20 protein-coding genes and 1 tRNA gene are annotated in these 24,005 nt (G+C 49.1%); 14 read left to right on the forward strand and 7 right to left on the reverse strand.

Annotated features, from left to right (window positions below):
• Positions 1-2,889, forward strand: a 2,889-nt coding sequence (locus AQR02_RS03150) for a collagen binding domain-containing protein (protein WP_082451607.1), incomplete at its 5' end; no start/stop codon positions are given.
• Positions 2,890-2,962: 73 nt separating this feature from the next.
• On the opposite strand, the gene AQR02_RS03155 is transcribed toward AQR02_RS03150, so the two are convergent.
• Positions 2,963-4,093 (reverse strand): response regulator, encoded by a 1,131-nt coding sequence (locus AQR02_RS03155; protein WP_054939353.1) that lies wholly within the window; start codon positions 4,091-4,093, stop codon positions 2,963-2,965.
• Between the two features lie 16 nt (positions 4,094-4,109).
• Positions 4,110-7,211, reverse strand: coding sequence for an ATP-binding protein (locus AQR02_RS03160; protein WP_054939354.1), 3,102 nt, complete (start codon positions 7,209-7,211; stop codon positions 4,110-4,112).
• 173 nt (positions 7,212-7,384) lie between these two features.
• Here AQR02_RS03160 and AQR02_RS03165 point away from each other — a divergent pair, with 173 nt between their 5' ends.
• The 4 genes from AQR02_RS03165 (at position 7,385) to AQR02_RS03180 (ending at position 10,065) form a co-directional block, all read left to right on the forward strand.
• On the forward strand, positions 7,385-7,927 hold the full coding sequence (locus AQR02_RS03165; protein WP_054939355.1) for an RNA polymerase sigma factor: 543 nt from the start codon (positions 7,385-7,387) through the stop codon (positions 7,925-7,927).
• Entirely contained in the window at positions 7,924-8,367 is a 444-nt protein-coding gene (locus AQR02_RS03170) for a zf-HC2 domain-containing protein (RefSeq protein ID WP_054939356.1), read from the forward strand. Before AQR02_RS03165 ends, AQR02_RS03170 begins: the two co-directional genes overlap by 4 nt.
• Positions 8,368-8,452: 85 nt before the next feature.
• Positions 8,453-8,953 carry a hypothetical protein gene (locus tag AQR02_RS03175; protein WP_054939357.1) on the forward strand — a complete coding sequence of 167 codons (501 nt, stop codon included), beginning with the start codon at positions 8,453-8,455 and terminating at the stop codon, positions 8,951-8,953.
• Positions 8,954-8,973: 20 nt separating this feature from the next.
• Positions 8,974-10,065 (forward strand): DUF4097 family beta strand repeat-containing protein, encoded by a 1,092-nt coding sequence (locus AQR02_RS03180; protein WP_054939358.1) that lies wholly within the window; start codon positions 8,974-8,976, stop codon positions 10,063-10,065.
• 101 nt (positions 10,066-10,166) lie between these two features.
• Here the strand turns inward: AQR02_RS03180 and AQR02_RS03185 are convergent, their stop codons facing one another.
• Positions 10,167-11,147, reverse strand: coding sequence for an aldo/keto reductase (locus tag AQR02_RS03185; protein ID WP_054939359.1), 981 nt, complete (start codon positions 11,145-11,147; stop codon positions 10,167-10,169).
• Between the two features lie 262 nt (positions 11,148-11,409).
• Here AQR02_RS03185 and leuB point away from each other — a divergent pair, with 262 nt between their 5' ends.
• From leuB to AQR02_RS03210, 5 genes are all read left to right on the forward strand, one after another.
• Positions 11,410-12,492 (forward strand): 3-isopropylmalate dehydrogenase, encoded by a 1,083-nt coding sequence (gene leuB, locus AQR02_RS03190; protein WP_054939360.1) that lies wholly within the window; start codon positions 11,410-11,412, stop codon positions 12,490-12,492.
• 248 nt (positions 12,493-12,740) lie between these two features.
• On the forward strand, positions 12,741-13,280 hold the full coding sequence (locus AQR02_RS03195; protein ID WP_054939361.1) for a peroxiredoxin: 540 nt from the start codon (positions 12,741-12,743) through the stop codon (positions 13,278-13,280).
• Positions 13,281-13,498: 218 nt separating this feature from the next.
• Positions 13,499-13,906: a hypothetical protein gene (locus AQR02_RS03200; RefSeq protein ID WP_054939362.1), complete on the forward strand. Its 408-nt coding sequence runs from the start codon at positions 13,499-13,501 to the stop codon at positions 13,904-13,906.
• A 385-nt stretch (positions 13,907-14,291) separates the two neighbouring features.
• Positions 14,292-15,395 carry an ATP-binding protein gene (locus tag AQR02_RS03205; RefSeq protein ID WP_054939363.1) on the forward strand — a complete coding sequence of 368 codons (1,104 nt, stop codon included), beginning with the start codon at positions 14,292-14,294 and terminating at the stop codon, positions 15,393-15,395.
• Positions 15,396-15,549: 154 nt separating this feature from the next.
• A complete protein-coding gene (locus AQR02_RS03210) occupies positions 15,550-17,079 on the forward strand; it encodes a leucyl aminopeptidase (RefSeq protein ID WP_108721966.1) in 1,530 nt (509 codons plus the stop codon).
• Between the two features lie 105 nt (positions 17,080-17,184).
• Here AQR02_RS03210 and AQR02_RS32760 read toward each other — a convergent pair whose 3' ends face one another.
• From AQR02_RS32760 to AQR02_RS03225, 4 genes are all read right to left on the reverse strand, one after another.
• On the reverse strand, positions 17,185-17,322 hold the full coding sequence (locus AQR02_RS32760; RefSeq protein ID WP_167347598.1) for a hypothetical protein: 138 nt from the start codon (positions 17,320-17,322) through the stop codon (positions 17,185-17,187).
• A gap of 111 nt (positions 17,323-17,433) precedes the next feature.
• On the reverse strand, positions 17,434-17,616 hold the full coding sequence (locus AQR02_RS03215; protein ID WP_054939364.1) for a FeoB-associated Cys-rich membrane protein: 183 nt from the start codon (positions 17,614-17,616) through the stop codon (positions 17,434-17,436).
• Positions 17,617-17,662: 46 nt separating this feature from the next.
• The gene (feoB, locus tag AQR02_RS03220) at positions 17,663-19,672 is read right to left on the reverse strand and encodes a ferrous iron transport protein B (RefSeq protein ID WP_054939365.1); all 2,010 of its coding nucleotides are present in this window, start codon (positions 19,670-19,672) and stop codon (positions 17,663-17,665) included.
• Complete coding sequence (locus AQR02_RS03225; RefSeq protein WP_054939366.1) at positions 19,669-19,911, reverse strand: FeoA family protein; 243 nt, start codon at positions 19,909-19,911, stop codon at positions 19,669-19,671. Before AQR02_RS03225 ends, feoB begins: the two co-directional genes overlap by 4 nt.
• 238 nt (positions 19,912-20,149) lie before the next feature.
• Between AQR02_RS03225 and AQR02_RS03230 the strand changes: the two genes are divergently transcribed.
• From AQR02_RS03230 to AQR02_RS32230, 4 genes are all read left to right on the forward strand, one after another.
• Positions 20,150-21,112: an aldolase catalytic domain-containing protein gene (locus AQR02_RS03230; protein WP_054939367.1), complete on the forward strand. Its 963-nt coding sequence runs from the start codon at positions 20,150-20,152 to the stop codon at positions 21,110-21,112.
• 170 nt (positions 21,113-21,282) lie between these two features.
• Positions 21,283-23,406, forward strand: a complete 2,124-nt coding sequence (locus AQR02_RS03235) for a putative bifunctional diguanylate cyclase/phosphodiesterase (RefSeq protein WP_054939368.1) — start codon at positions 21,283-21,285, stop codon at positions 23,404-23,406.
• A gap of 76 nt (positions 23,407-23,482) precedes the next feature.
• A tRNA-Gly gene (locus AQR02_RS03240) sits at positions 23,483-23,556 on the forward strand.
• A 269-nt stretch (positions 23,557-23,825) separates the two neighbouring features.
• Positions 23,826-23,981, forward strand: a complete 156-nt coding sequence (locus tag AQR02_RS32230; protein WP_159067676.1) for a hypothetical protein — start codon at positions 23,826-23,828, stop codon at positions 23,979-23,981.
• Positions 23,982-24,005 lie beyond the last annotated feature (24 nt).

The following is a 24,005-nucleotide window of genomic DNA, read 5'->3' on the forward strand; positions in this document are numbered from 1 at the left end:
AATTCAGCAACCCAGGTAACATACTGGGAGATTGATTACAACTACAATGAGCTGCAGCTTGCCCAGGCAGATGCTGTACTGAAGGATTATTTCAACAACACACAAGAGCTGGTACCCGGCTCCCTGCAAGTGTTCCCGGTTAATTTCCTGACCAGCTCCAGCGGCACGGTAGGAACAACAGAAGCTACTAATTATACAGTGAATGCGCCTTCGGTCCCTGTCAGCGGGCAAGACGGATTCGAACTTACATTTACCAGCGACATCAGCGGCGCTTACAAAATTAAATACCAGACTAGAGCCGTTAACCGTGTGGAAGACAATTCGACAATCACGAATTCGGTTACTTCCGGAACGACAACCGTAACAGGTACCCGGGACATCGGCCAGGTAATCATCAGCAAAAAAGTAGCGGATTACAACTACCTTACCAAAACCGTCTCATGGTCCGTAACCTTAAATGCTGACAGCTATCCGATGAATGAAGTGGTGGTTAAGGATGTATTTACGTACAAAGGACTAAAGATCGTGCCCGGCACGATTGTAGTCAAGAAAGGCTCCGCTGCGATCACCACAGGCTATACGATTCAAAACCTGAATGAAACTGCCGGCTTTGACGTGGTATTCAGCTCACAGATTACAGGTCCTTATACGATTACTTACGATACGTATTTTGATAACAACTGGCTTAGCTACAATTGGTTAAGTACAGCTGCCAAGTTCGAGAACAAGGCTACGGTAAATTGGAAAGATCCCGGTGCTGCAACAGTGAAGACTAAGACGGTAACAGCAGCCTTCGATCCGAATACTTCGGAAAAAGCGAACGGCTTCAAGAGCGGCGACTACAATGCGGTGAATAAAGAAATCACTTGGACCTTAGGCGTTAACTACAACCGCCAACCACTGGCTGATGCCAAAGTAACGGATGTGCTGCAGAGCAGTCAGCAGTATGTGCCAGGTTCGGTGGAGGTCTATAATCTGACCGTTGCCAAAAACGGGGACCCCTCCAAAGGCACGAAGCTTGTGCTGGGCACTGACTACATTGTGACTTATACACAGAGCAGCAAACTGCTGCAGGTGGATTTCAAGAATAATATTAATTCAGCCTACTACATCATATTCAAAACAACTCTGCAGGGACAGCTCGTTGAGTCACCGACCCTTGTCAATACCGCCAATCTGTACAGCGGCACAACCCCTGAATCCAAGGATTTGACCGCTTCGCTGACGATTCCTAAAGCTGGAGAATTCGTGACTAAGAGCGGAGTACAGAACAATACCAGAATAAAGTGGACTATTCATATCAACAACAGCCAGTCTTTCATTGAAGATGCAAAAGTGACAGATGATCCAAGTGACAATCAGATTCTGCTATCCGATTCATTTAAGCTGTATCCGACAACTGTTAATGCCGGGGGTGATATCACTAAGGTGACAACACCGCTGGTGAAAGGAACAGATTATGATCTGGTCATCAGTACGGATGAGAATACCGGAAAACAGCAGTTCGTGCTTACATTTAAAACGGATATCGAGAAGGCCTACATTCTTGAATATGAGTCACTGATTGTGGCCAACAACAATGATAAAATATCCAACAGTGTGCGGCTCACCGGCAATAATTCGACCACTATTACCAAACAAAGCAGCAAAGAGATAACGGTGGCTCTATCGAGTGCTGATGGAGTGGGGACAGGAAACCGCAAGACATTAAATGTGGTGAAAAAAGATGCGGCGGATCAGGCGCTGCTGAGCGGGGCTACCTTTGCACTGTATCGTAAATCAGGTGCGACGGAGGTACTCTTTAATCAGCTGACAACGGATGCCAGCGGAACTGTTTCCTTCAAAAATCTCTGGCCCGGAAACTATGTGCTTCAGGAAGTCACTGCCCCAGCCGGTTATGATCTCAATCCGACTAAGTTTGCTGTAATCTTCAACTCAACAACGGAAACAACAATGACGGTGACGGACAATAAGACAGCAACACCAACGCCGGTAACGACACCGACACCAACCTCAACAGTAACACCAACGTCGACAGCAACGCCGACATCGACAGCATCACCAACAGCGACGGCAACACCGGCAGCGACAGAACCACCGGTAGCGACGGAACCGCCGACAGCGACGGAACCGCCGACAGCGACGGAACCGCCGACAGCGACGGAACCGCCGACAGCGACGGAACCGCCGACAGCGACGGAACCACCGGCAGCGACGGAACCGCCGACAGCGACGGAACCACCGGCAGCAACAGCAACGCCGACATCCGCAGCAACGGCAGCACCGACGCCTGCGGTAACACCACCCCCACTGCCGGGGTCGTTGCCTACGCCTTCGGCCTCTGCGATACCGGTAGTCATTAGTACAGCAACGCCTACGGCTTCTGTCACACCTGTGCCGGCATCAGCAACACCTGCAGCCACACCGAAAGCAACAACTGCAGCCACACCGGGGCAGCCTGCGGTTAGCAGCACTCCTGCTGCCCCGCAAGCCACACAGGCAACTACAATTGTTGATATTCCAATTGAAGGTGAGATCCCGCTGGGCGGCATTCCGAGCCTTGGAGACGAGCCGGAACACGGGACGGTTACGATTACTCCAGACGGGAAATGGACGTATACACCGGATTCCGGTTACATTGGAAAAGATGAATTCACGATTGTTGTAACGGATGAAGACGGGAATGAAGAAGAGGTTGTTATTGAGGTTGCGATCGATGATGTACCGAAGGGTACGGTTACCGATACAGACAATAACCCAGACGGAACACTACCAGGAAAGCTTCCGCAGACCGGGGAGAGCAGTCCGCTACCGCTTTATCTGACAGGCGGAGGTCTAATTGCACTGGGCCTTGTTCTCGCCAGAAGATTCAAGACACGCACCAAATAGGCTGTAGTAGTAATCGGCAGATAGGTTGCCATATTACGCCAAAGACACCCGGAAGCTCCGGGTGTCTTTGGTGTTATATGCTGAGATTAATATGCTTCCAGTTCTCGTACCAGTCTATGATATGGGACGGGAGCTCGATGTTCAGCTCACGGTTCAGCAGATTGCACAGCGTGTTATATTGCTGTTCTACGGCTATACGATCCCCCATGCTGTCATAGACCTTCATCAGGTCCAGATGGGCCTGCTCGAAATAAGGCTGGAGCAGAACGATGCGCTGATAGGTTGTAACAGCTGCAGGAAGCTTACCGCTGCTGACAAAAAATTCAGCCAGGCCGGTGGCTTGATGCAGCCAGATGGCACGCAGACGCTGACGCTCGCTTTCTGCCCAGATATAGCCATAATCCCCTAAATAATCGCCGGAATAGGAATCTAACAGCTGCACATGCTCCGTATAATTTTTTTCGTTAATTTCAGACAGTGCTAGAATCCCCTTCTCCCATTCGACGGTATCAATCAGCAAGCCTCCCGTTTCGAGTACATAGCCTTCATTGGCACTATTAATCTGAAGCTCAATTCCCGCCTGCTTCAGGCATTGCCGCACCTGATAAATCGTGGTGTAGAGAAGGGTGGAGGCTTTTTTAACATCCAATTCGGGCCATAGCCATTCAATCAGATAATCCTTGCTGATCAAGCGGTTTCGGTTGTGGAGCAAATAGGCGAATACTTCCTGGGCCTTTAAAGTGCGCCAGCGGATGCTCTGCAACGGCTGGCCATCGAGTTCAAAGCGAATGGACTGCATACAGCGGAGCATCAGCTTGGATGGGTTTCCCAGTGTTACTTGAGCTTTGGCTGATTCCAGACGGCGCAACGTCTTTTGCAAACGGTCACGGCGCACAGGCTTCAGCACGTAATCAAGGGCATTCAGCTCAAAAGCGTCCACAGCATAATCATTATAGGCGGTTACAAACACTATACTTGCCCCGGGACAAAGATTCTGCATAAGCTCGGCCGCCTGCATCCCGTTGATTTCGGGCATTTCAATATCCAGAAAGATTACATCAGGGTCTAGGCCTGGTGCTGCACCTAGGGCTTCGCCCGGGTCTGTAAAAGCACCGGTAACCGTAACTGTGCCCAGTTCTTCCAGCATCAGCTGCAATTTCATAAGCGCCAGCCGTTCGTCATCGACTAGCAGGGCTTGAATCATAACTGATTCCACCACCTCAATAAATATTCTTTGCTCCCGAAGAAGCCTGCGACTTGCTGAATGGAATAATGAAGCTGATTATAGTGCCCTTAAGAACTGTGCTTTCGATAGTTAGTCCACGGCCATACATTCGCATCAGCCGTTTATGAGTGTTCTGCAGTCCTATCCCCCTCCCGGGTTCCAGTGGTCCGGTTAGCAATTGGGACAGAACCTCTGCACGGATGCCAATGCCATTGTCGGCAATGGTGACTTCATAACCCTCGCTGTGCTTCCTGACGGAGATTTCTACCCGGCCGCCTTTGGCGCGGTTCAAAATTCCGTGTCTGACCGCGTTCTCAACAAGAGGCTGAATCGTTAGCGGAGGAAGCAGGAAATGCAGATCCGGCTCGATAGACCAGGTGGTTTCCAGACGGTCATCAAAACGTTCCTTTTCGATATACAGATATGCCCTAACCAGCTCCAGCTCACGTTCTAACGGCACTATAGGCTCAGCATTAAGGAAATTAAAGCTTAACCGCAAGTAGGAGCTAAAGGCATCAATTAAATCACTCATTCTTTCTGAATCAAAGGAGGCCAGCGCAGAAATGGAATTTAAGGTGTTGAATAGAAAATGCGGCTGAATTTGTGCCTGCAGATAAGCGGCCTCCACACGGAGCTGACGGGAGACGGATTGTTTCAAATCGGTTAAAAAACGAACCCGCATCTGCAATTCCATCGCATTCACCGGCTTGCTTACATAGTCATTGGCCCCGGAGACGAACCCGGTATAGATATCCTGCGGCTGGTTGCGGGCGGTAAGAAGCAGAACCGGCAGTTCTGTGACCGAGTAACGTTCACGGATCCGCCGGGTAAGCTCATACCCGGACATACCCGGCATCATTACGTCGGAGATGACCAGATCCCATGATTCATCATCCAGCAGCAGCAATGCTCCCTGCCCACTGGTAACGGTCATAATTTCGTAATCATCGGCGAGAAGAGCAGTGAGTATCTTTAGATTAACCGGATCATCATCCACCGCGAGAACTCTGGAATTGGACTGTGAATCAGAATCAACTATGTTATGATCCCGAACCAGCGCATTAGGGACTGGCGGTGCTTCTCCAGACTCGGGCAGGAAGACATCGTTTTTAAGAATGTTCTCTGCCGGCTCACCGGCCAACTGGAGAGTGAAGGTGAAGACCGAGCCTTCTTGTGGGCTTGAGACTACGCTCAAGCTTCCGCCGTGCAGCTGAACCAGCTCTTTGCAGATGCTGAGTCCAAGACCGATACCGCCGCCCATGGCAGTCATACTGGAATCACCCTGCTCATAAGGCTCAAACACTCTTCGCTGTGTTTCCTGATCCATACCGATGCCAGTGTCCATGATATGAATACGGGCCGTTTGCTGGTGAATATCCGCATACACACTGACAGTGCCCTTCTCTGTATATTTAACGGCATTTTGCAAAAGATTGAACAGAATTTGGATAACTCTTTTCTCATCTCCTATTACATTAGGAAAGCTGTCTGGAATATCCATCTTTAGCTCGAGCGGTTTATCCCCAGTCATAAAGCGCAGCATGTCCATCACTCCGGAAGCCGCAGATTGAATACGGAGGCTTTCCAGCTTCAATTGGATATTGTGCTCGCGAAGCTGTGACAGATCCAGCAGATCGTTAAGCAGGAGGGACATGCGGCGGCCGACGGTAATAAGCAGTCTCAGATCCTCGGCATTCTGCTCGTGCAGAGTGCTCTTGTCACTGGACAGTACCGCTTCAGCAATATTTATAATGCCATGAAGCGGATTCTGCAGCTCATGTGAGGTATTGGCCAGAAAGTCATCCTTTTGCTTGATTGACCGCTGTAGGCTTACGGCCAGCTTGGCTGTCTGCTCCGCATTCCAGAAGAAACGGCGGAACCAGAAAGTGGCAAAGGCTAAAAAGGCAAAAATCAGATCAAAGGGATAGAAGCTGAGCCCAAGTGTGCTATTGTTCTTGATTGATCCCCATATGGTGCTGCTGATGATACTGGTTATAGCCAGAAGCAGAAAGATCGTTCCTTCCTCATTTCGTATGAAGGACTTGTAGATGATGATGAAAATACCCACAGCCAAAGACAGCAGCAGATGTCCGTATTGATGGCTCAGTACCGAAAAGAGAGTACTGCTGCTGGGAACGGCAATCAGCAAACCTCCAAATAATAAGGTAATAATGGCCAACACCCGCATCCACTTAAAGCGCTCATTCGGAAACAACAGCTGTTTGGCCAGAAGCAGCATGAAAAAAAACGTTCCCAAAAAAGCCAGCCGTAAGAGTTTGAGCGACCAGCCGTTGCTGATTGGCAGCCAGAGCATTAACAATCTGTCGTCATCCGACAAAATGCTGAATGTGGCAAAGACCACCATCAGCGTGAAATACAGTAATACCTTATGTCGCGGGATGATCAGGTACAGAATGACGGCATAAGCGGCATGAAGCAGCAGCACGATACAGACGGCAAGCTCCATTCCGATGGTAAGCAAGCGCTCCTTATGTATGGTCTGACTATTTCCGAACAAAACCGGCCGGAGAATCCCACCTGAGTCGGTGTCAAAGTCGGCCACCTGAAGGACTAGTTCAGTTTCACCTTCGACAGCGTTGAAATATACTGGATAAGGGACAGCCCGGGCGGTGTATTCTTGCGCTGTTTCGGCAGGGATGCCTGAGTGACCTTCTATTTTGCCGTTTAAATAAAGGGCTGAGGAAGAATTTATTTTGGGAAGAATGATTCCAATCCGCTGATCCGGCTGCTTCGTCAGAATCCGTAGACGATAGGAAGCATACCTGTAAGCTTCCTGTTCCTGCTTCATCGCTCCTTTCCAGCTGCCCGGGACTTGAATATAGCTTGGGCTCGTCCCCGCAGAGGGGGCGGAACGGGTACGGCCGCCGGAAGGAAGCAGCGTACCGGGATAGATTTCCCACTCGCCTCTCAGACTGTAAATTTTGTCGTCTGAGAACGGGGTATCCCGCAAATCAAGTACACCGCGAACGGCCTTAAGGGGGAGCGGGAGCGGATGAATGCTGATCCACAGAAAACGCAGACCTGTAAGTCCCATTAGAAAAAGTACGATTACCACAATAAGTTTTTTCTTTGTCATAGTGTTAATTTAGTTCGACAAACTCAGGGAACATCCCTTCTACAACCGTATATTCATGATGTAGGATAGAGTATAGAGGGTTTGAAATTACCTGGATTAAAAAAATATTAATTAATTGCAGGGGGATATGAATCACCGGCGTCTAACGTTATGAAGAAGGAGGGGAGAACTACTTGGAAGAGGCAGAATGGATTTCAGCTGTGCTTAGCGGCCAAAGCCAAGCTTTTGGGCATTTGGTAACCCGTTATCAGGGCATGGTGTACAGAGTATGCATCAAAATTACGGGAGAAGCCGAGTCGGCCAAGGATATGGCCCAGGAAGTCTTCATAAAAGCCTACAAGGCGCTCCCCTCCTTCAGGGGACAATCCTCATTCTCCACCTGGCTGTACCGGATTGCTTACAGAACCTGTCTGGACTGGAAACGGGCGAATGACAGAGAGTGGCGGCACCGCAGTACAGCGGATTATACGGAAAATGATTGGGTCACCTCACAGACGCCGGAGCATGTTGCGCTCCGTAAGGAAGCCTCGGAGGAGCTGGACCAGAATTTGAACAGTCTCACAGAACCGTACCGGTCGGTTGTGCAGCTGTATTATTTTCAGCGTCACTCCTATCAGGAGATCGCCGAGCAGAAAGGCGTCTCGGTCAAAACAGTTGAATCACAGCTCTATAGGGCCAGACAGATGATGCGCAAAAGCGGGGAGGAATGGCGATGAATTGTGCTACAGTCAAAGAATGGATGCCGCATTATATCGAAGGCATGCTGTCTCCAGAAGTGGAGCTGAATATCCGCCTGCACATTGAAGCTTGTCCCGACTGCTCATCATGGCTGGAGGAAGCTAAAGGGCTTGCTGCACTATGGAGCGATATGGAACGTGGAGTAGACACACTGGAACCTCTGGATTTCCCTGATCTTACCGGGGATGTGATGGCACATATTGAAAAGCTTGAATCGGGACGCCGGGAACGCGCCACAAAGGCGACCATGGCCAGACGCCGTACTGCACCGGGAACCTCGTGGATGCATTATGGAGTTGCTGTAGGCTTGACCTTCCTGCTGCTGCAGTTTGGTGTTTTTGAAGATTTGGCCTATGGAATCAACGAGATCAACGGACAGATGTCCACTTCGGTGACGGCGTGGTTTAATCCCAAGTGAGCCTTAAATAGAAGAACAATAAGCGGATTTTGAACGAAGACTACGCGGAGAAGTAATGCTCACAAAACTTTTAGGAGGATATAGAATGATTAAGAAAAAACGCTGGCTTACCTTTTTCCTGGCACTGGTTCCGGGACTCGGGCATTTATATTTGGGCTTCAAAAAGCTGGGTCTGCAATACATGATCGGAGCCTCGATGTGTATTATGTTCATCCCGTCCATGCCAATGGTATTCCCGTTCGCACTGGCTGCCCTATGGTTCTACCAGCTGTTTGATGCGCTGCAGAAGGCGGCCTGGATGAAGATTGCGGCTGCCGAGCATGAACGGATGATGTTCCACCCCGACAGCTTCGGAGCTCCTTGGAGTATGGGAATGCCTCCTCATATACCAGATTATCCGCATGATGATGTGAATCCGGTTTGGGTAGGCATCGGCTGTGTAGCTGCAGGTTGTATGCTGCTGCTGATTACAGCGTTTCCGTGGCTCTGGCGTATCCTCTCCGATATGAATATCGGGTCGATCCTGCTGTCACTGGCTCTGATCGGATACGGCTTTAGAATGCTCAAAAATAACTCAAAAGTATAGAGAAATGGGGGTTAAATGCCATGGGGAGATGGAAAATCGGCAGCTTTACTGCCGCACTAGGCTGCATCGCAGTGGGAGTAATTATAGTTCTGGCCCAGATGGATGTGGTTTCATACGACATTTTGGGTTATCTGTGGCCGGCACTGCTTATTCTGTTCGGTATGGAAATGCTGATCCGGCTGTTCTTCCGTTCGGATGTGAAGACCCGTGTGAGCGGATGGGCCATCGTCCTGATTATCGTCCTGGTGGTTGCAAGCGGGGGACAGACCGTACTGGCAGGCGGAACACTGGGCGGAATCTTTGGCAAAACACAATTGACGCCGCTTAGCGGAACTGTGGAAGTGAAGCCGGAGATTAAACAGGTAAAGATTGATTTGCCAAGCGGAAAAGTGAAGATACAGGGAGTAGAAGGAGCTACCCTCAATTACGAGGGCAAGCTCGAATTGCCGGGCAGCTCGGAAAGCGAAGCGGCAAGTGCAATGGAGAAGAAATGGAAGGTGTCAACAGAAGGCGACACGCTGATTCTGAAGCTGGACCTGGAAACGAATTGGCTATCAGGTATTCATTTTGGGATCTACACCAAAGAGCCGTATTTTAACGTCAGTCTTCCGCAGAATCTGGCCGTGGAAGTTGAGACCAGCGACGGATCCATTGAAGCGGGCAGCCTGCAGGCAGGGATCGAAGTGGATACCAGCAACGGAACCCTCGATATCCACGATATCGCCGGAGGAGTAGATGCCCATACCAGCAATGGAACCATTAGTGCACAGAATGTGCAGGGGGAAACCGAGCTTGTAAGCTCTAATGGTGCAATAACACTTACCAATATTGACGGTTCATTATCGGCGAAGAGCAGCAATGGCAAGATCAGCATTAATTCTGCTATTACAGGCGACTGGGATTTCTCCTCCAGCAACGGTAAAGTCACAGTCAATCTGCCGGCAGCAACGGATGCCAAAATTAAGGCGGATACGAGCAACGGGTCACTGAAGGGCAATGTAGCCTGGGAACGTGATGGGGATAACAATGGGACCGCTGTGCTTGGAAATGGCACTCATGAGGTAAAGTTATCAACCAGCAACGGATCGATAACAGTCGATACAGCCGAATAACAAAAACCAGGAGCACTCCACCCGCAGGAATTATAGGGGGAATGCTCCTTTTTTGTAGTCAATGAATGTTAGATCATGCCAGATTACTTTGTCTGTACTGCTTACCAGGCATAAGCATTCGGAGCGGCTCCGCCCGGACCCGGGAAGATTTCATCCAGACGTTTCAGTACGCTTTCATCCAGTACAACCTCAAGACAGCGCAGCGCGCTTTCCAGCTGCTCCAGTGTGCGCGGTCCGATAATTGGTGCTGTTACCGCCGGATTAGCGAGTAGCCAGGCAAGAGCGATGTTATCCTGCGGTTCGCCAAGATCGCGGCTTAAATCCGCAAATTGCTCCAGCTGCTGTTTATATTGCTCTACACGCTCCGGATTACCACCGCTGCGGCTGCCCTCAATTTTCTTAAGTGCATTGCGGCCGAGCAGTCCACCGTCAAGCGGGCTCCAGGGAATAATGCCAAGACCGAGGTTCTGCGACGCTGGCAGCACTTCTAATTCAGGCAGACGGCAAGTCAGGCTGTACTTATGCTGCTCCGATACCAGCCCCAGGAACCCGCGTGCTTTTGCCTCCTGCTGGGCTACAGCAATATCCCATCCGGCAAAATTGCTTGAACCAACATAACCGATCTTACCTTGGTTTACGGCAAGCTCAAAGGCACCCCACAGCTCGTCCCATGATACTGTACGGTCCACATGGTGCATCTGGTACAGCTCAATGTGATCCGTCTGCAGACGTTGCAGAGATCCTTCCAGATGGCGGCGGATAATGTAAGAGGAGAGACCGCTCTCATCATTGGGTCCGTCAAGCTTATCACTCATGGCACCATAGACTTTGGTGGCCAGCACGACCTTTTCCCGCCGTCCTCCGCCAAGCTTGAACCAGCGGCCGATAATCGTCTCTGTGAGCCCGGAGTTTTCGCCCCATCCGTAAATGTTAGCGGTATCAAAAAAGTTGACCCCGGCATCCAGCGCGGCGTCCATAATACGGAAAGCTTCCTTCTCGTCCGTAAGCGGGCCGAAATTCATCGTGCCCAGACAGAGGCGGCTAACCTTAAGCCCTGACTTACCCAGCTTTGAATACTGCACTTCACCATCACTCCCTTACGATATTGAGTAGCGTCCAAAGATTAACAACAACATACTAATTGTAAACAACTTAAGAAATAAGAGCAAATTCCGGCACGGTGTATGTAACGGTCCGCGGCTTATGGAGAATTGATGTTATCCTATAGGCAATACCTATCACTTTCATAGAATCTATATCTTTGTCCTTTGGCTCCCGTTATGATACAACAATAGACAGAAGAACTATGTCTGCGTGCAGCAGAACATCTAAGGAGTGACGGAAATGAGCGAGGTTAAAAAAATCGCCGTAATCGCCGGGGACGGAATCGGACCTGAAGTTGTGGCTGAAGCGGAAAAAGTATTGAAAAAGGCAGAGGAGCTGTTCGGCTACACCTTTGAAACCGAGCATGCCCTGTTTGGCGGGATTGCCATTGATGAGCGGGGAACTCCGCTGCCGGAAGATACGCTGGAAATTTGCCGCAGTGCGGATGCTGTACTGCTGGGAGCAGTCGGCGGACCGAAATGGGACAACAACCCGAAGGAGCTGCGTCCGGAAACCGGCCTTCTGGGTATCCGTAAAGCGCTGGGCTTGTTCTCCAATCTGCGTCCGGCAGTAGTATTCGATTGCCTGAAGGATGCTTCTACCTTGAAACCGGAAGTACTGGAAGGTACGGACCTGATGGTTGTCCGTGAGCTGACCGGGGGCATCTACTTCGGCGAGAAGCTACGCCGTCAGGGTGAGTACGGTGAAGAAGCTGTTGATACCTGTGTGTACAATGTTACGGAAGTGGAGCGCATCGTGCGCCAGGCTTTTGAGATTGCCGGTAAACGCCGCAATAAGCTGGCTAGCGTAGACAAAGCGAATGTACTGGAGACTTCCCGACTGTGGCGTGAAGTAGTCAACAGAATCGCTCCGGAATATCCGCAGGTGGAGCTGGAGCATGTGCTGGTTGACAACTGTGCGATGCAACTGCTGCGCCGTCCGTCGAGCTTCGATGTCATTGTGACTGAGAACATGTTCGGAGACATCCTGAGCGACGAGGCTGCAATGCTGACCGGCTCAATCGGCATGCTGGCTTCAGCATCACTGGGTGAAGGAAGCTACGGCTTGTATGAGCCGGTACACGGCTCAGCACCTGACATTGCCGGCCAGGGGCTGGCTAACCCGATTGCGACTATCCTGTCGCTGGCGCTCATGTTCCGGATGACCTTTGGCTATGAGGACGCCGCTGCAGCAATCGAGGCCGCTGTAGCCGAAGTGCTGGATGCCGGACACCGCACCAGTGACATTGCTGTGGATAAGAGTAAAGCCATCAGCACGACTGAAATGGGCGATCTGATCGTTGCTGCAATCCGTAAAGCGTAAATCTACCACTGCAGTCCTCCTTTGACGCAGAAAAACAGAAAATTTCACAAAATGTTGCTTATTTATAATAATTATAAAAAAGTAATGAGTGTAATATTGACTTTAATTTGGTGCGATGATACCATTTGGTCTATAGCAATAAGTAAGTGACTAAACACATTTAATCAAGAAAAGCATATTGCCTCAGCTCCCTTAAGGGCTGCTAGGAGTGGTTGTTTTTCTTACATAATCAAAGGAGGATTTAAGCAATGGCAGAACGTTTGGTAGGTAAACAGGCTCCGGACTTCACAATGGAAACAGTTACGGGCGACGGTAAAGATTTTGGTAAGGTAAGCTTGTCCGACTATCGCGGCAAATGGCTTGTATTCTTCTTTTATCCGCTCGACTTCACCTTTGTATGTCCTACAGAAATTACAGCACTTAGTGATGCAGCAGCTGACTTCGCGGCACTCGATACTGAGATTCTCGGCGTAAGCATTGACTCCATCCACAGCCACAAAGCATGGATCACTACACCAAAAGACTTGAATGGCCTGGGCCCAGTGAACTTCCCGCTGGCTTCGGACATCACGAAGAAGGTTGCCAGTGATTACGGCGTTCTGATCGAAGAAGAAGGTATTGCCCTTCGCGGATTGTTCATCATCGATCCTGATGGCGAACTGAAATATGAAGTGGTGAACCATAATGATGTAGGCCGCAGCGTAGAAGAAACACTCCGTGTGCTTCAGGCTCTGCAATCAGGCGGTCTGTGCGCTATGAACTGGAAACCGGGCGACAAGAACCTGTAAGGGCTGTCTGCTCTTTGAGAGAATGATAAAAACCTCCTTGCGGGAAGATTTCCCGGCGAGGGGGTTTTTTGCAACAAAACACCAGTTTCTGGTAGTGATGTCGTTTAAAAATAGGCGGAGCGGTTAATATATAGCCTAAAAGGAGAGGAATCTCCGGCAGGTTATTGTAATACAATAATACGAAATCAATGGAACATACCCAAGGAGGGTGAACAAAAATGAGCTTTTGCTGTGGAGCGAGTATGGTCGGAACGAAGGGAACCCTTAAACATTATCGCACGCAAGTCCATAATGTTCCCCTGCTTTTTTGCCCGGTCTGTCACCGGGTAGAGGTACATTACAAAGTCGAGAACGAGTATGAGATTCTGGCAGAATATGCTCATGGCGATGGAGTTAGCGACGTTGATTTTCAGGATTATGTAATGGAAGACGAAGAGGCAATCTTCGAGAATGTTATTAATATGGAGAGCGAAGATCCGCTGGCGATTGTTCGCAGTCAGATTGATATGGCTCTTGACCTGCTGGGCGTAGCCAAGCAGATTGGGGACAGCAAATGGGAGCGCGAGCTTAAGAAGCGCCTGGCTGTAATGAGTCAACGGCGCCATCGCCTCCAGCAAAAAGCATAAGGTCATTATTTAATGCAAAATAAGTTCCGGATATAGTCTGTTACCAAAGCCTTCGCTGCTGCTGCGAAGGCTTTTTTTGACATATCAGACAATGAGGATTTTGCGGGGACATGCAACCTGGAGCAGCGCTATAGGCGGCTTCTTGTAGTAGGAATAATATTTACTATGCCTTAAGAATCATTTTAGCAAGTTTTTTGTCATTCGACAGTTTCTCTGATTGCGTTGTCTTCTTCTCTTGGATATGATTGGAATATAGTTGAAACGGTTGGATAATATAATACGATTTCCGAATGTTCTGGCGGCTTCGTCATATACTCATTTACATAGTAATTTGATGTCGCTTAAGCGTCTACGCCAAATGCAGTAAAAGGGGGAACTTCGTATCGTGATAAGCCAATATCAGGAAAGCTTGCTTTTGCCGGCAAGAATGTTTCAATCCGTATCAATGAACACCACATATGAGGATGTGCTAGAGCACATTGAGAGTGGGATTATGCTTTTTGATGAAGAAGGGGTTCTGGTTTTTGTAAACAAACAGATGTATGCTTTCCTTGAATTACCTCGTCATTCACTCCTGGGCTGCACTATAACTCATCTGTTGGCGAATATTCAGTTAAGCCGTTTAAAAAGAAAGCAGGTGCTGCGAGCTTACCGGGAAATGGTGAGAAAAAACAAACCTAATTATGAATTTATAGATGAATATGGCCGTTATTGGCGTGCTACCCTGCGCTCAGGCGAGCAAATGAAGGGAAGCTATTTGTTTATCCTTAAAGAGATTTCCGATTATAAGCTGATTGAGCAGACCGCTTATCAGAATGATAGCCTGGCCATGCTGGGCAAATTATCCGCTTCAATCGCCCATGAGATTCGTAATCCTCTGACAGCCATTCGCGGATTTATCCAATTACTGCATCCGCATCTGCATCAGCTGGGTAAAGAGGAATACGCCAAGATCATTCTGGCCGAGATTGACCGGGCTAATGACATTATTCACGAATTTCTGACGTCATCCAAACCTTCTGTTCCCCAAGTCAGCATGATTCCTGTGTCGGCATTACTGAAAGAGGTTGTATTGCTTACGGAGAGTGAAGCCTTAATGAAGGGCTGCCAAATTATTCTCCATCCGCTTCAAGGCGATATGATCATTTCAGGTGATGCCAAGCAAATGAAACAGGTAGTGCTGAATATGATAAGAAATTCAATGGAAGCGATTACAGAGCGCACGGATGATTATATAGGTAAGATTGAGGTTGGGGCCCGCAGAGAAGGTGCAGAGGTCCGCATCTTTATCTCTGATAACGGAAAAGGGATGGATCTCTGTACACTCGACAGATTGTTTAATCCATTCTTTACCACGAAGGAAAACGGGACGGGGCTCGGGCTGTCCGTCAGTGACCGGATTATCAAGAATCATGGGGGCTGCATTTCTGTCAGCAGCAGAGTTAACGAAGGGACCCGTTTTGTCATTTCCCTGCCGCTCATTCAATAACGGGATCTGCAAGCTGATTTTTCAGAACCCATGCGTTATAATAAGAAATGCTAAAAGGCTGATTCCTGTGATGCACGGCTTAGTGCGGGAAGTCAGCCTTATCTGCGTTTTCATGGGGGATATGGTTATAGGAAGAACGGCTGGAGGGAAATATATGCTCATTGAATGGAACAGCGGCGGTTCATCTGCTGCCATAACTAGCGATGCCTTATGTGTTATTGTGTCCGAAGCCGAGTTGGAGCACGGCAGTCTTCCGGTAGAGTGGAAGGCAAGAATTGAGCCGCTGGCCAAGGCCGGACTTTTTACGGGGAAACTAAATCAGACGTATATATTGACAGCCGGAGATTTACCTAATCATTCTGTTGTCATTTTGGCAGGAAGCGGGAAGGGGATTCCGGAAGCTGAAGAAATGCGTGTGCTGGCTGCTCAGGTTTCCCGCGCTGCAATTCGGCAAAAGGTCTCTGTGCTGGTTATTCAAATACCTGAGGTGCTCATGTCTCATGGGGCTGGAATGGCTCAGACGCTCACAGAAGGACTGGTGCTTGGTAGTTACCGCAGGAAGCATTACAAGCAGGAACAGCCTCTTTATGGAGGGCTCACCTCTGTAGTGTTTCATATGGAGCAGCAGACCGGGGAAGCTGTCAACAATAGCTGGAATCAGGGGATACAGCGGGGATTGGCCTTTGCTGAAGCGACGAATCTGGCGCGTGATTTAACGAACCTTCCCGGCAATTTGCTGACACCATCCACTCTGGCGGCAGCAGCCATTGAAGTGGCTGAGCGTCACGGCCTTCCGGCTGAAGTGCTGGATGAACGTGAAATTGAACAAAAAGGTATGGGCGGTTTGCTTGCTGTCGGGAAGGGCAGTGTGCATCCGCCGCGGATGATAGCTATTCGTTACCAGGGAACCGGTGACTGGGAGAATGTAGTAGGGATTGTCGGCAAAGGCATTACCTTTGACACAGGAGGGATTTCACTGAAAAGAGCGCCAGGGATGGAAGATATGATCAGTGACATGGGCGGGGCGGCAGCTGTACTGGGAGTCATTGATGCACTGGGCAGATTGCGGCCGCGGATCAATGTGGTTATGGTCATCCCTGCTGCAGAAAATATGCCCTCAGCTGCTGCCTTTAAGCCAGGGGATGTAATAACATCTCTTAGCGGAAGAACGGTTGAGGTGCTTAATACCGATGCGGAGGGCAGAATAGTACTCGGGGATGCATTGACCTATGCCATGGAATGGGGGGCAGAACGCATCATTGATGTAGCCACGCTTACTGGTGCGGTGCTGTCGATTCTGGGGGATATTGCTACCGGTGCTGTCACTAATGACGAGCCGTTTTTACAGGAGCTGCTGGCTGCCTCCAGATTGTCAGGGGAGAAAATCTGGCCGCTGCCGGTGTATCCTGAGTTTCGCGAGATGCTGAGAAGTGAAGTGGCGGATATCCGCAACGCAGCCGGAAGATTCGGAGGTGCCACAACGGCGGGGTTATTTATCGGTGAGTTTGCTGAAGGGCGGCCGTGGATACACCTGGATATCGCCGGAACGGCCTTTCTCTCCAAAGAGCGGGGCGTGAACGCTAAAGGGGCAACAGGAGTTATGGTGCGCACGCTGCTGGAATATTTACTGAATCCTTCTAACGGGACAGGATCAGAACATGCTGCCGCTTCAACCGGAAACTAAGATGATATCAGACGAAAAGCCGCAAGGCTCCAAGTTTTCTGGAGCTTTACGGCTTTTTGTAATCAAAGTGAAATCATTAAGGTATGAAGGTCTGATTTAGAGTGTTCAGCTGTTCCGTTTAGCCCGCACTTGTGAGGTGAAGGATTGGATACCCTCCATAATCTTATCGCGTGCGTTTTTGTTTTTTAGCAAATAAGCGGCTCCCAATGCTGCGGTAGTAAATAACGTTTTTTTAGTATTCATGGTTATTCCTCCTTAGGTTGTGGTCTGGCTGCAATTGCTTATAACAAACATACCCGATTGCCAAGGAGTTTAAACCTGCTGTATGAAGTTGGCAGCTATAATACCGCTGATTTACAGCTTGCTGCCGGCCGTTCCTGAAGAGCAGGAGAATGGCGAATCCAGTGAAGCAGCCGGGCAGCTTTTGCTTTTATCACAGCCGGCGCAAGCACCTTGTTTCCCTTTTTGAACATGCCGGTAAATCATCCAGCCCGAATAACCGAACACTGCAGCTACAATCACAATATTGACTATCATTGTTTGTCCCCGCTTTCTGCAAGAAAGTCTGCCAATCCAGGCTTTACTACCATCCCAATAAACTTCCGCCCTGGAAAATAATAAGTGATACCATATACGCCAGCACCAGGGAGTAGCCCATGGAGAAGAAGGTCCACTTCCAGGAAGCAGTTTCTTTTTTAATTACCCCTACGGTGGCCAGGCAAGGAATGTAGAGCAGGATAAAGGCCATGAAGCTAAGGGAGCTCAGCGGTGTAAATACTTGTGAGATCTGACTTTCCAATCCGGCAGTATCCGTTGTGTGATAGATGATATTCATGGTGGAGACTACAACCTCTTTCGCAAGGAAGCCGGGAACCAGCGTAGAGCCTGCCTGCCAGGTTCCGAAGCCGAGCGGGTGCAGCAGCGGTGCGATCAGCCCGCCGAATTTAGCCAAAAAGCTGTTATCCATGTCCACATTGAATCCGGAGGGCCCGGCATAGGACATCAGCCAGATGATTACGGAACCAGCCAGGATAATGGTACCTGCTTTGCGCAGGAAGCCTTTGCCTTTCTCCCAGGTGCTGCGGCCAAGCGTCTTAAGCTGCGGCATACGGTAAGGAGGCAGTTCAATGATGAAGACGGACGATTCATTCTTGAACAAGTGCTTGGAGAACAGCTTGCACAGGATCAGTGCGAATACAACACCGAGCACATACATTGACATAACAGCCGTTGCCTGCTGGGCCGGGAAGAATACTGCGGCAAACAATAGATAAACTGGCAGTCGGGCAGAGCAGGACATGAGCGGCAACAAGAGAGTTGTGAGCATCCGTTCTTTAGGCTGTTCAATGCTGCGTGCAGCCATGATAGCCGGGACATTACAGCCGAAGCCAATAATAAATGGGATAAACGCTTTGCCGTTTAACCCCATCCGTTCCATTGTGCTGTCCATGAGCAGACAGACACGAGCCATATATCCGGAATCCTCCAGGAAAGAAATCATCAGGAACAGAATAAAAATCTGCGGAACGAAGACAACCACGCCTCCTACACCGCCGATAATGCCGTCTACAATCAGCGCATGCGTAAATCCTGATGCCCCGATAGTCTGGAGCAGTGAATTAGCACTGTCGCTGATGGGGCCGGAAATCCAGCCGTCTACGATATCAGATAAAGGTCCGCCGACCCAGTCAAAGGTTGTTTTGAACATTGCATACATAAAAACAAGAAATAGAGGAAGCCCCAAAAACCGGTGGGTCAGAATGGAATCCAGTCTTTCCGTCAGATTATGCGGCTTCTGGGCTGTTGTATCCACTGCCTCAAGACATATGGAATGGATATATTCCTTACGGGTTGAACGAATCCATTGCGGCAGCGTCAGGGCCAGTTTCTTGTTCTGCAGCTCAGTTTGGCAGGTATCGCAGATTTCCAGCAGGCGGCTGATATTGATGCGTTTACCTAGCAGCTCGAGCACCACCGGATTCTGTTCCAGCAATTGAAGAGCAACCCAGCGGTGGTTCGGTAAACCTGCAGTTTGCTGCAATTCATGCTGAATCGCCGCGATGGCCTGCTCCACGAGCTCCCCATAATGGAGCTTAAAGGTTACTGCAGGGATGCTTGATGTTTTCTCCAATATGCTCAGTACTTGTCCGCTGCCTTTGCCGGTTCTGGCAACCAGCGGCAGTACAGTGATGCCTAAATGTTTCTGCAGGATCTCGGGATTAACATAAATGCCGCGGGCTTTAGCGACATCGATCATATTGAGGCCGAGTACGGTCGGCTTGCCATATTCCAGCAATTGCAGGGTCAGCAGCAGATTCCGTTCCAGCTGTGATGCATCCACAATGTTAACCAGCGCTTCCGGAGACTCATCGATCAGATACTGCGCGGCAACGCCTTCATCACGGGAAAGGGGGTGCAGGGAGTAGATTCCAGGTAGATCGATCAGCTTGCCTGCGCCATTCTTCAGGCTGCCCACTTTTTTCTCAACGGTTACGCCTGCCCAGTTCCCTACATATTCATAGGAAGAGGTTAATGTATTAAAAAGTGAGGTTTTTCCGGTGTTGGGATTACCTACGAGTGCTATTGAACTCATGAAACATTCACCTCAATCATAGAAGCTTCCTTCCGGCGAATCGCGAACAATTGCCCGTTACACTCCAGTGTAATTGGTCCCAAGAAGGGGCCTTTTCCTTTTAGACGGATCATAACGCCTTCGGACACCCCGAGATCTGCAAGACGGCGTCGCAGGATAGGGTTCATACCTTCAATTCTATGAATGGAGCCTATTGAGCCCGGTTGTAGGCGCAGTAATGAGCAGGATGTAGAGGCCATTTTAATCCCTCCAATAGAGACTGATAATCAATCTCATTTATTTTCTTGTACTGTAGCATATAAGTCGATATTTTGCAGTGATTTAAATCATTGTATCGGTGCGGTAAAAACAGTTATGGAAGAGAACAGAAATAATCTTTACATTTTATTCTTCACTACAGTATGATTGTACGATAATGATTGCATAGTAATCTTATGCTGGCGGAAATAATGTAGGAAATGTTGAAGGGAGAACAAAATGGTGAAGAATAATCAAAGCAAAATTGTCGATTGCACGATTCGTGATGGAGGACTCGTCAACAACTGGGATTTTAGCGTAGAATTTGTGCAGAATCTGTATGCCGGTCTGAATGAAGCCGGTGTTGATTATATGGAAATCGGTTATAAAAATTCTCCCAAGCTGCTAAAAGGAGCAGAAGATGCAGGCCCATGGCGTTTCCTGAATGATGATTTCCTGCGCAAGGTTATTCCCCAAAAGGGAAACACCAAACTGTCTGCGCTGGTAGATATCGGGCGGGTGGACGAAAATGATATTCTGCCGCGCAGCGAGAGTATGCTTGACCTGATCCGTGTGGCCTGCTACAGCAAGGATGTCGACAAAGCGCTGCAGCTGGTGCAGACTTTCCATGACCGCGGCTATGAAACAACCATTAATATTATGGCTCTGTCCAATGTGATGGAGAATGAGCTGCTGGAAGCCTTTGAAATGATCCGCGAAAGTGTCGTTGATGTTGTTTATATTGTGGATTCTTACGGCAGTCTCGATCATAACGACATGAAGTATCTGGTGGACAAGTTCAAAACCCATCTTCCTAACAAACGTCTGGGCGTACATACGCACAACAATCTGCAGCTGGCCTTCTCCAATACTCTTATTGCGGCTGAGCTGGGAGTAGAACTACTGGATGCCTCCTGCTACGGAATGGGACGTGCCGCCGGGAACTGCCCGACTGAGTTGCTGGTTACCCACTTGAAGAATACTAAGTATACGCTGCGTCCGGTTCTTGATATTATCGAGCGTCTGATGATTCCGCTCCGTGAGAAAGAAGAGTGGGGATACATCATTCCATATATGATCACCGGCACTTTAGATGAGCACCCGCGCTCAGCGATGGCGCTCCGTTCATCAGAGGATAAAGATAAGGCTGTCGATTTCTACGACAAGCTGACAACGCCTGAGGTAAGTTTCGGAGATAAATAATCGTCTTCATACAAAAAGTGCCGACCTCTGCCTCAGGGGAAGGTGCTTTTTCTTTTAAATATAAGTGGTGAGTGTAACTTTACAGGACTGTACAGCCGATATTTAAATGTAGGGCTTTAATCATTCATTCATCTATATATTAGATATCATTTTTTAGACGCGAGGGACTTATGAGACAAGAAGAGAGAAAGACAATCCAAGCGGCGATTATAGGGGCCGCACTGTTCCTTCTAATTCAGATTTTCCGCACACCGCTTAGTCATATCGAGAACCAGGATGTACTGCTAGCACTCTATCTTATTATCGGCTGCTGCAATATAGCTTTTGGTTTTGCGATTTTTGCCCAAGGATGGCTGTTTTTCTCCGACAAATTATCCAGAGCAAGACTTTATACCTCCGCTTTATTTTTAGGAGTATGCATCTTTGATTTTTTACACACCTTAAGTTTTGTAGGAATTCCTGCAATATCTTCTATTATCAGCGCAGATCAATCCCTTTGGCTGCTTACCTTCTCGCGTCTGGCCAGCGCATTCGGCATCCTGTTTATTTTCAGTAAGGAAGACCAGCCTGTTTCTGTAACGGGTAAAAAAAAGGTGTTCGGTATATCGCTCGTACTGATTGCCCTTTCGCTGTCGGTTCTGATCTTTAGCCATTCCATTGCTCAGGGATTTCCGGCTTATTCCTGGGTAAACACGGTGAAGCATCTGGTGGATATGGCGGTGCTGTTTGTCTATCTGCTTAGTGTCGGCATTATTGTATACCCGGGCAGGGTTGAGAAATCAGCCTCTCTGCTTATTATTATCCGTGCCCTGATCTTTTTCGCCTTGAGTCAGGTATTCTTCATGAACCTGTTAAGCGTCGGGGAAATGGATTATCTCTTTGGAATGCTCAGCAGCGGAATATCGTATTATCTGATGCTCACCGGGGTGTACCGGCTGACGATCGATGAACCTTACCATGAGAATCAGCAGGCGGAAGCACGGATTAACTATTTGGCGTATCACGATGACTTGACAGGTCTTCCGAATAGAAGGCGTCTGATGCAGCGAGTGGAAGAAATGATCGTGCAGAGTGAACAAGATAAAAGCCGTGGATTCTCGGCGCTGGTCATTATGAATATTAATCATTTTAAAAATATCAATGACTCTTTGGGGCATTTCGCCGGCGATCTGCTGCTGCAGCTTGTGTCGGAGCGGTTTCAAAATGAGGTTCAGGTGAACGAAGAACTGTTCAGTATGGGGGCAGATGAGTTTGCCTTCTTGATGACGGAGCGGACTGGTGTAGAGAGCTGTCTGGTGCGCGCGTCAGAGCTTTTGCGGCTGTTCGAGACTCCAGTGCAGCTGGAATCCGGTGAATATCATATCTCTCTAAGCCTTGGGATGAGTATCCACCCCGGTGATGGGGATACGGCAGAACAGTTGATCCAGAATGCGGATACGGCTGTCCATAATGCCAAAGAGCAAAACGTGGAGATCCGCCGCTATATACCATCCATGCAGATGAAGGCCAAAGAACGCCTCAAGCTGGAGAATGATCTGCGCCGGGCACTGGAGCGTGATGAATTCTATCTTGTCTATCAGCCGCAGGTACGGCTTGAGAACGAAGAAATTGTCGGGATGGAGGCACTGCTGCGCTGGAATCATCCAAAACGGGGGATGGTATCACCTGTTGAGTTCATTCCGATTGCAGAAGAGAGCGGACTCATCGTTCCCATCGGGGAGTGGGTACTGAAAACAGCCTGCCGGCAAAATAAAGAGTGGCAGGCAGCGGGATACCGCCCGATCTGTGTATCCATTAACCTGTCCATGCGCCAGTTTCTACAGCCTAATCTGGCCGGTAAAATTGATGCCATCCTGCAGGAGATCGGTCTGGATCCTTGTTATGTGGATTTGGAAATAACGGAAAGCATGACCTTGGACAAGGAAACCGCTTTTGACCAGCTTAACCGCTTGAAGCGGCTTGGCGTATTCATCAGCATTGATGATTTCGGCACAGGCTACAGTTCCCTGCACTATTTGAAGAATATGCCGATTGACCGGCTGAAGATTGACCGTTCCTTCGTCTCTGAAGTGATGGAAGACAGCAATAATGCGGCAATTGTCTCTACGATTACCTCCATGGCCCATCACCTGAAGCTGAAGGTTACCGCTGAAGGCGTGGAGAATAAAGATCAGCTGAACTTCTTGCGCCAGCAGCATTGCCATGAAGCCCAAGGTTATCTGTTCAGCAAACCGGTAATAGCTGCAGAATTTGAAACGGAATTCCTGAAGCCATTAATGGGAGTATCTTTGTAAGCGGAGCGGGTAAGTCATTAGGGTTGCATTTTATTCATCGGAATGATACAATATCTTTTGTCTTCACTTTACGCTCGCGGGTGTAGTTCAATGGTAGAACTTTAGCCTTCCAAGCTAATAGCGTGGGTTCGATTCCCATCACCCGCTCCAATTATTAACTTCCGAAATCCTTGTTATGCAAGGGTTTTTTTTCTACGTCTGCCCGTTTCACTAACCATGTGGAAATATTCTCCCGAGTGTGAACTTCGGCAATGCCCACACTGCGGAACGAAACTGAAGTGACACTACACCGCTTGGCATAAATACGTCAACACCTTGATGGAATCTTCGATATGTGGAATATGGCCTATGCCCGCCCTCACCCGGATTGCCCCTATCCAAAATCTTACTACCGTTCTGCCGAAGCGGATGCGCTCGTCATGAAACATACGTCCTACGGGTTCGACGTGCTTGCTCTCGTTAGTGAACTCCGATTTAAACACCATTACACTCTTTCCGAACTGCATGAGGAGCTGGATCGCCGGGGAGTCGTGACCTCCGAGAGAAATGCGAGCGGCTGTATGAGCGATACTTGACGCTACTTCGCGCTTCGGATACCG

Origin of the sequence: Paenibacillus ihuae (assembly GCF_001368795.1) — a bacterium.
GTDB classification, from domain to species: Bacteria; Bacillota; Bacilli; order Paenibacillales; family Paenibacillaceae; genus Paenibacillus_AQ; species Paenibacillus_AQ ihuae.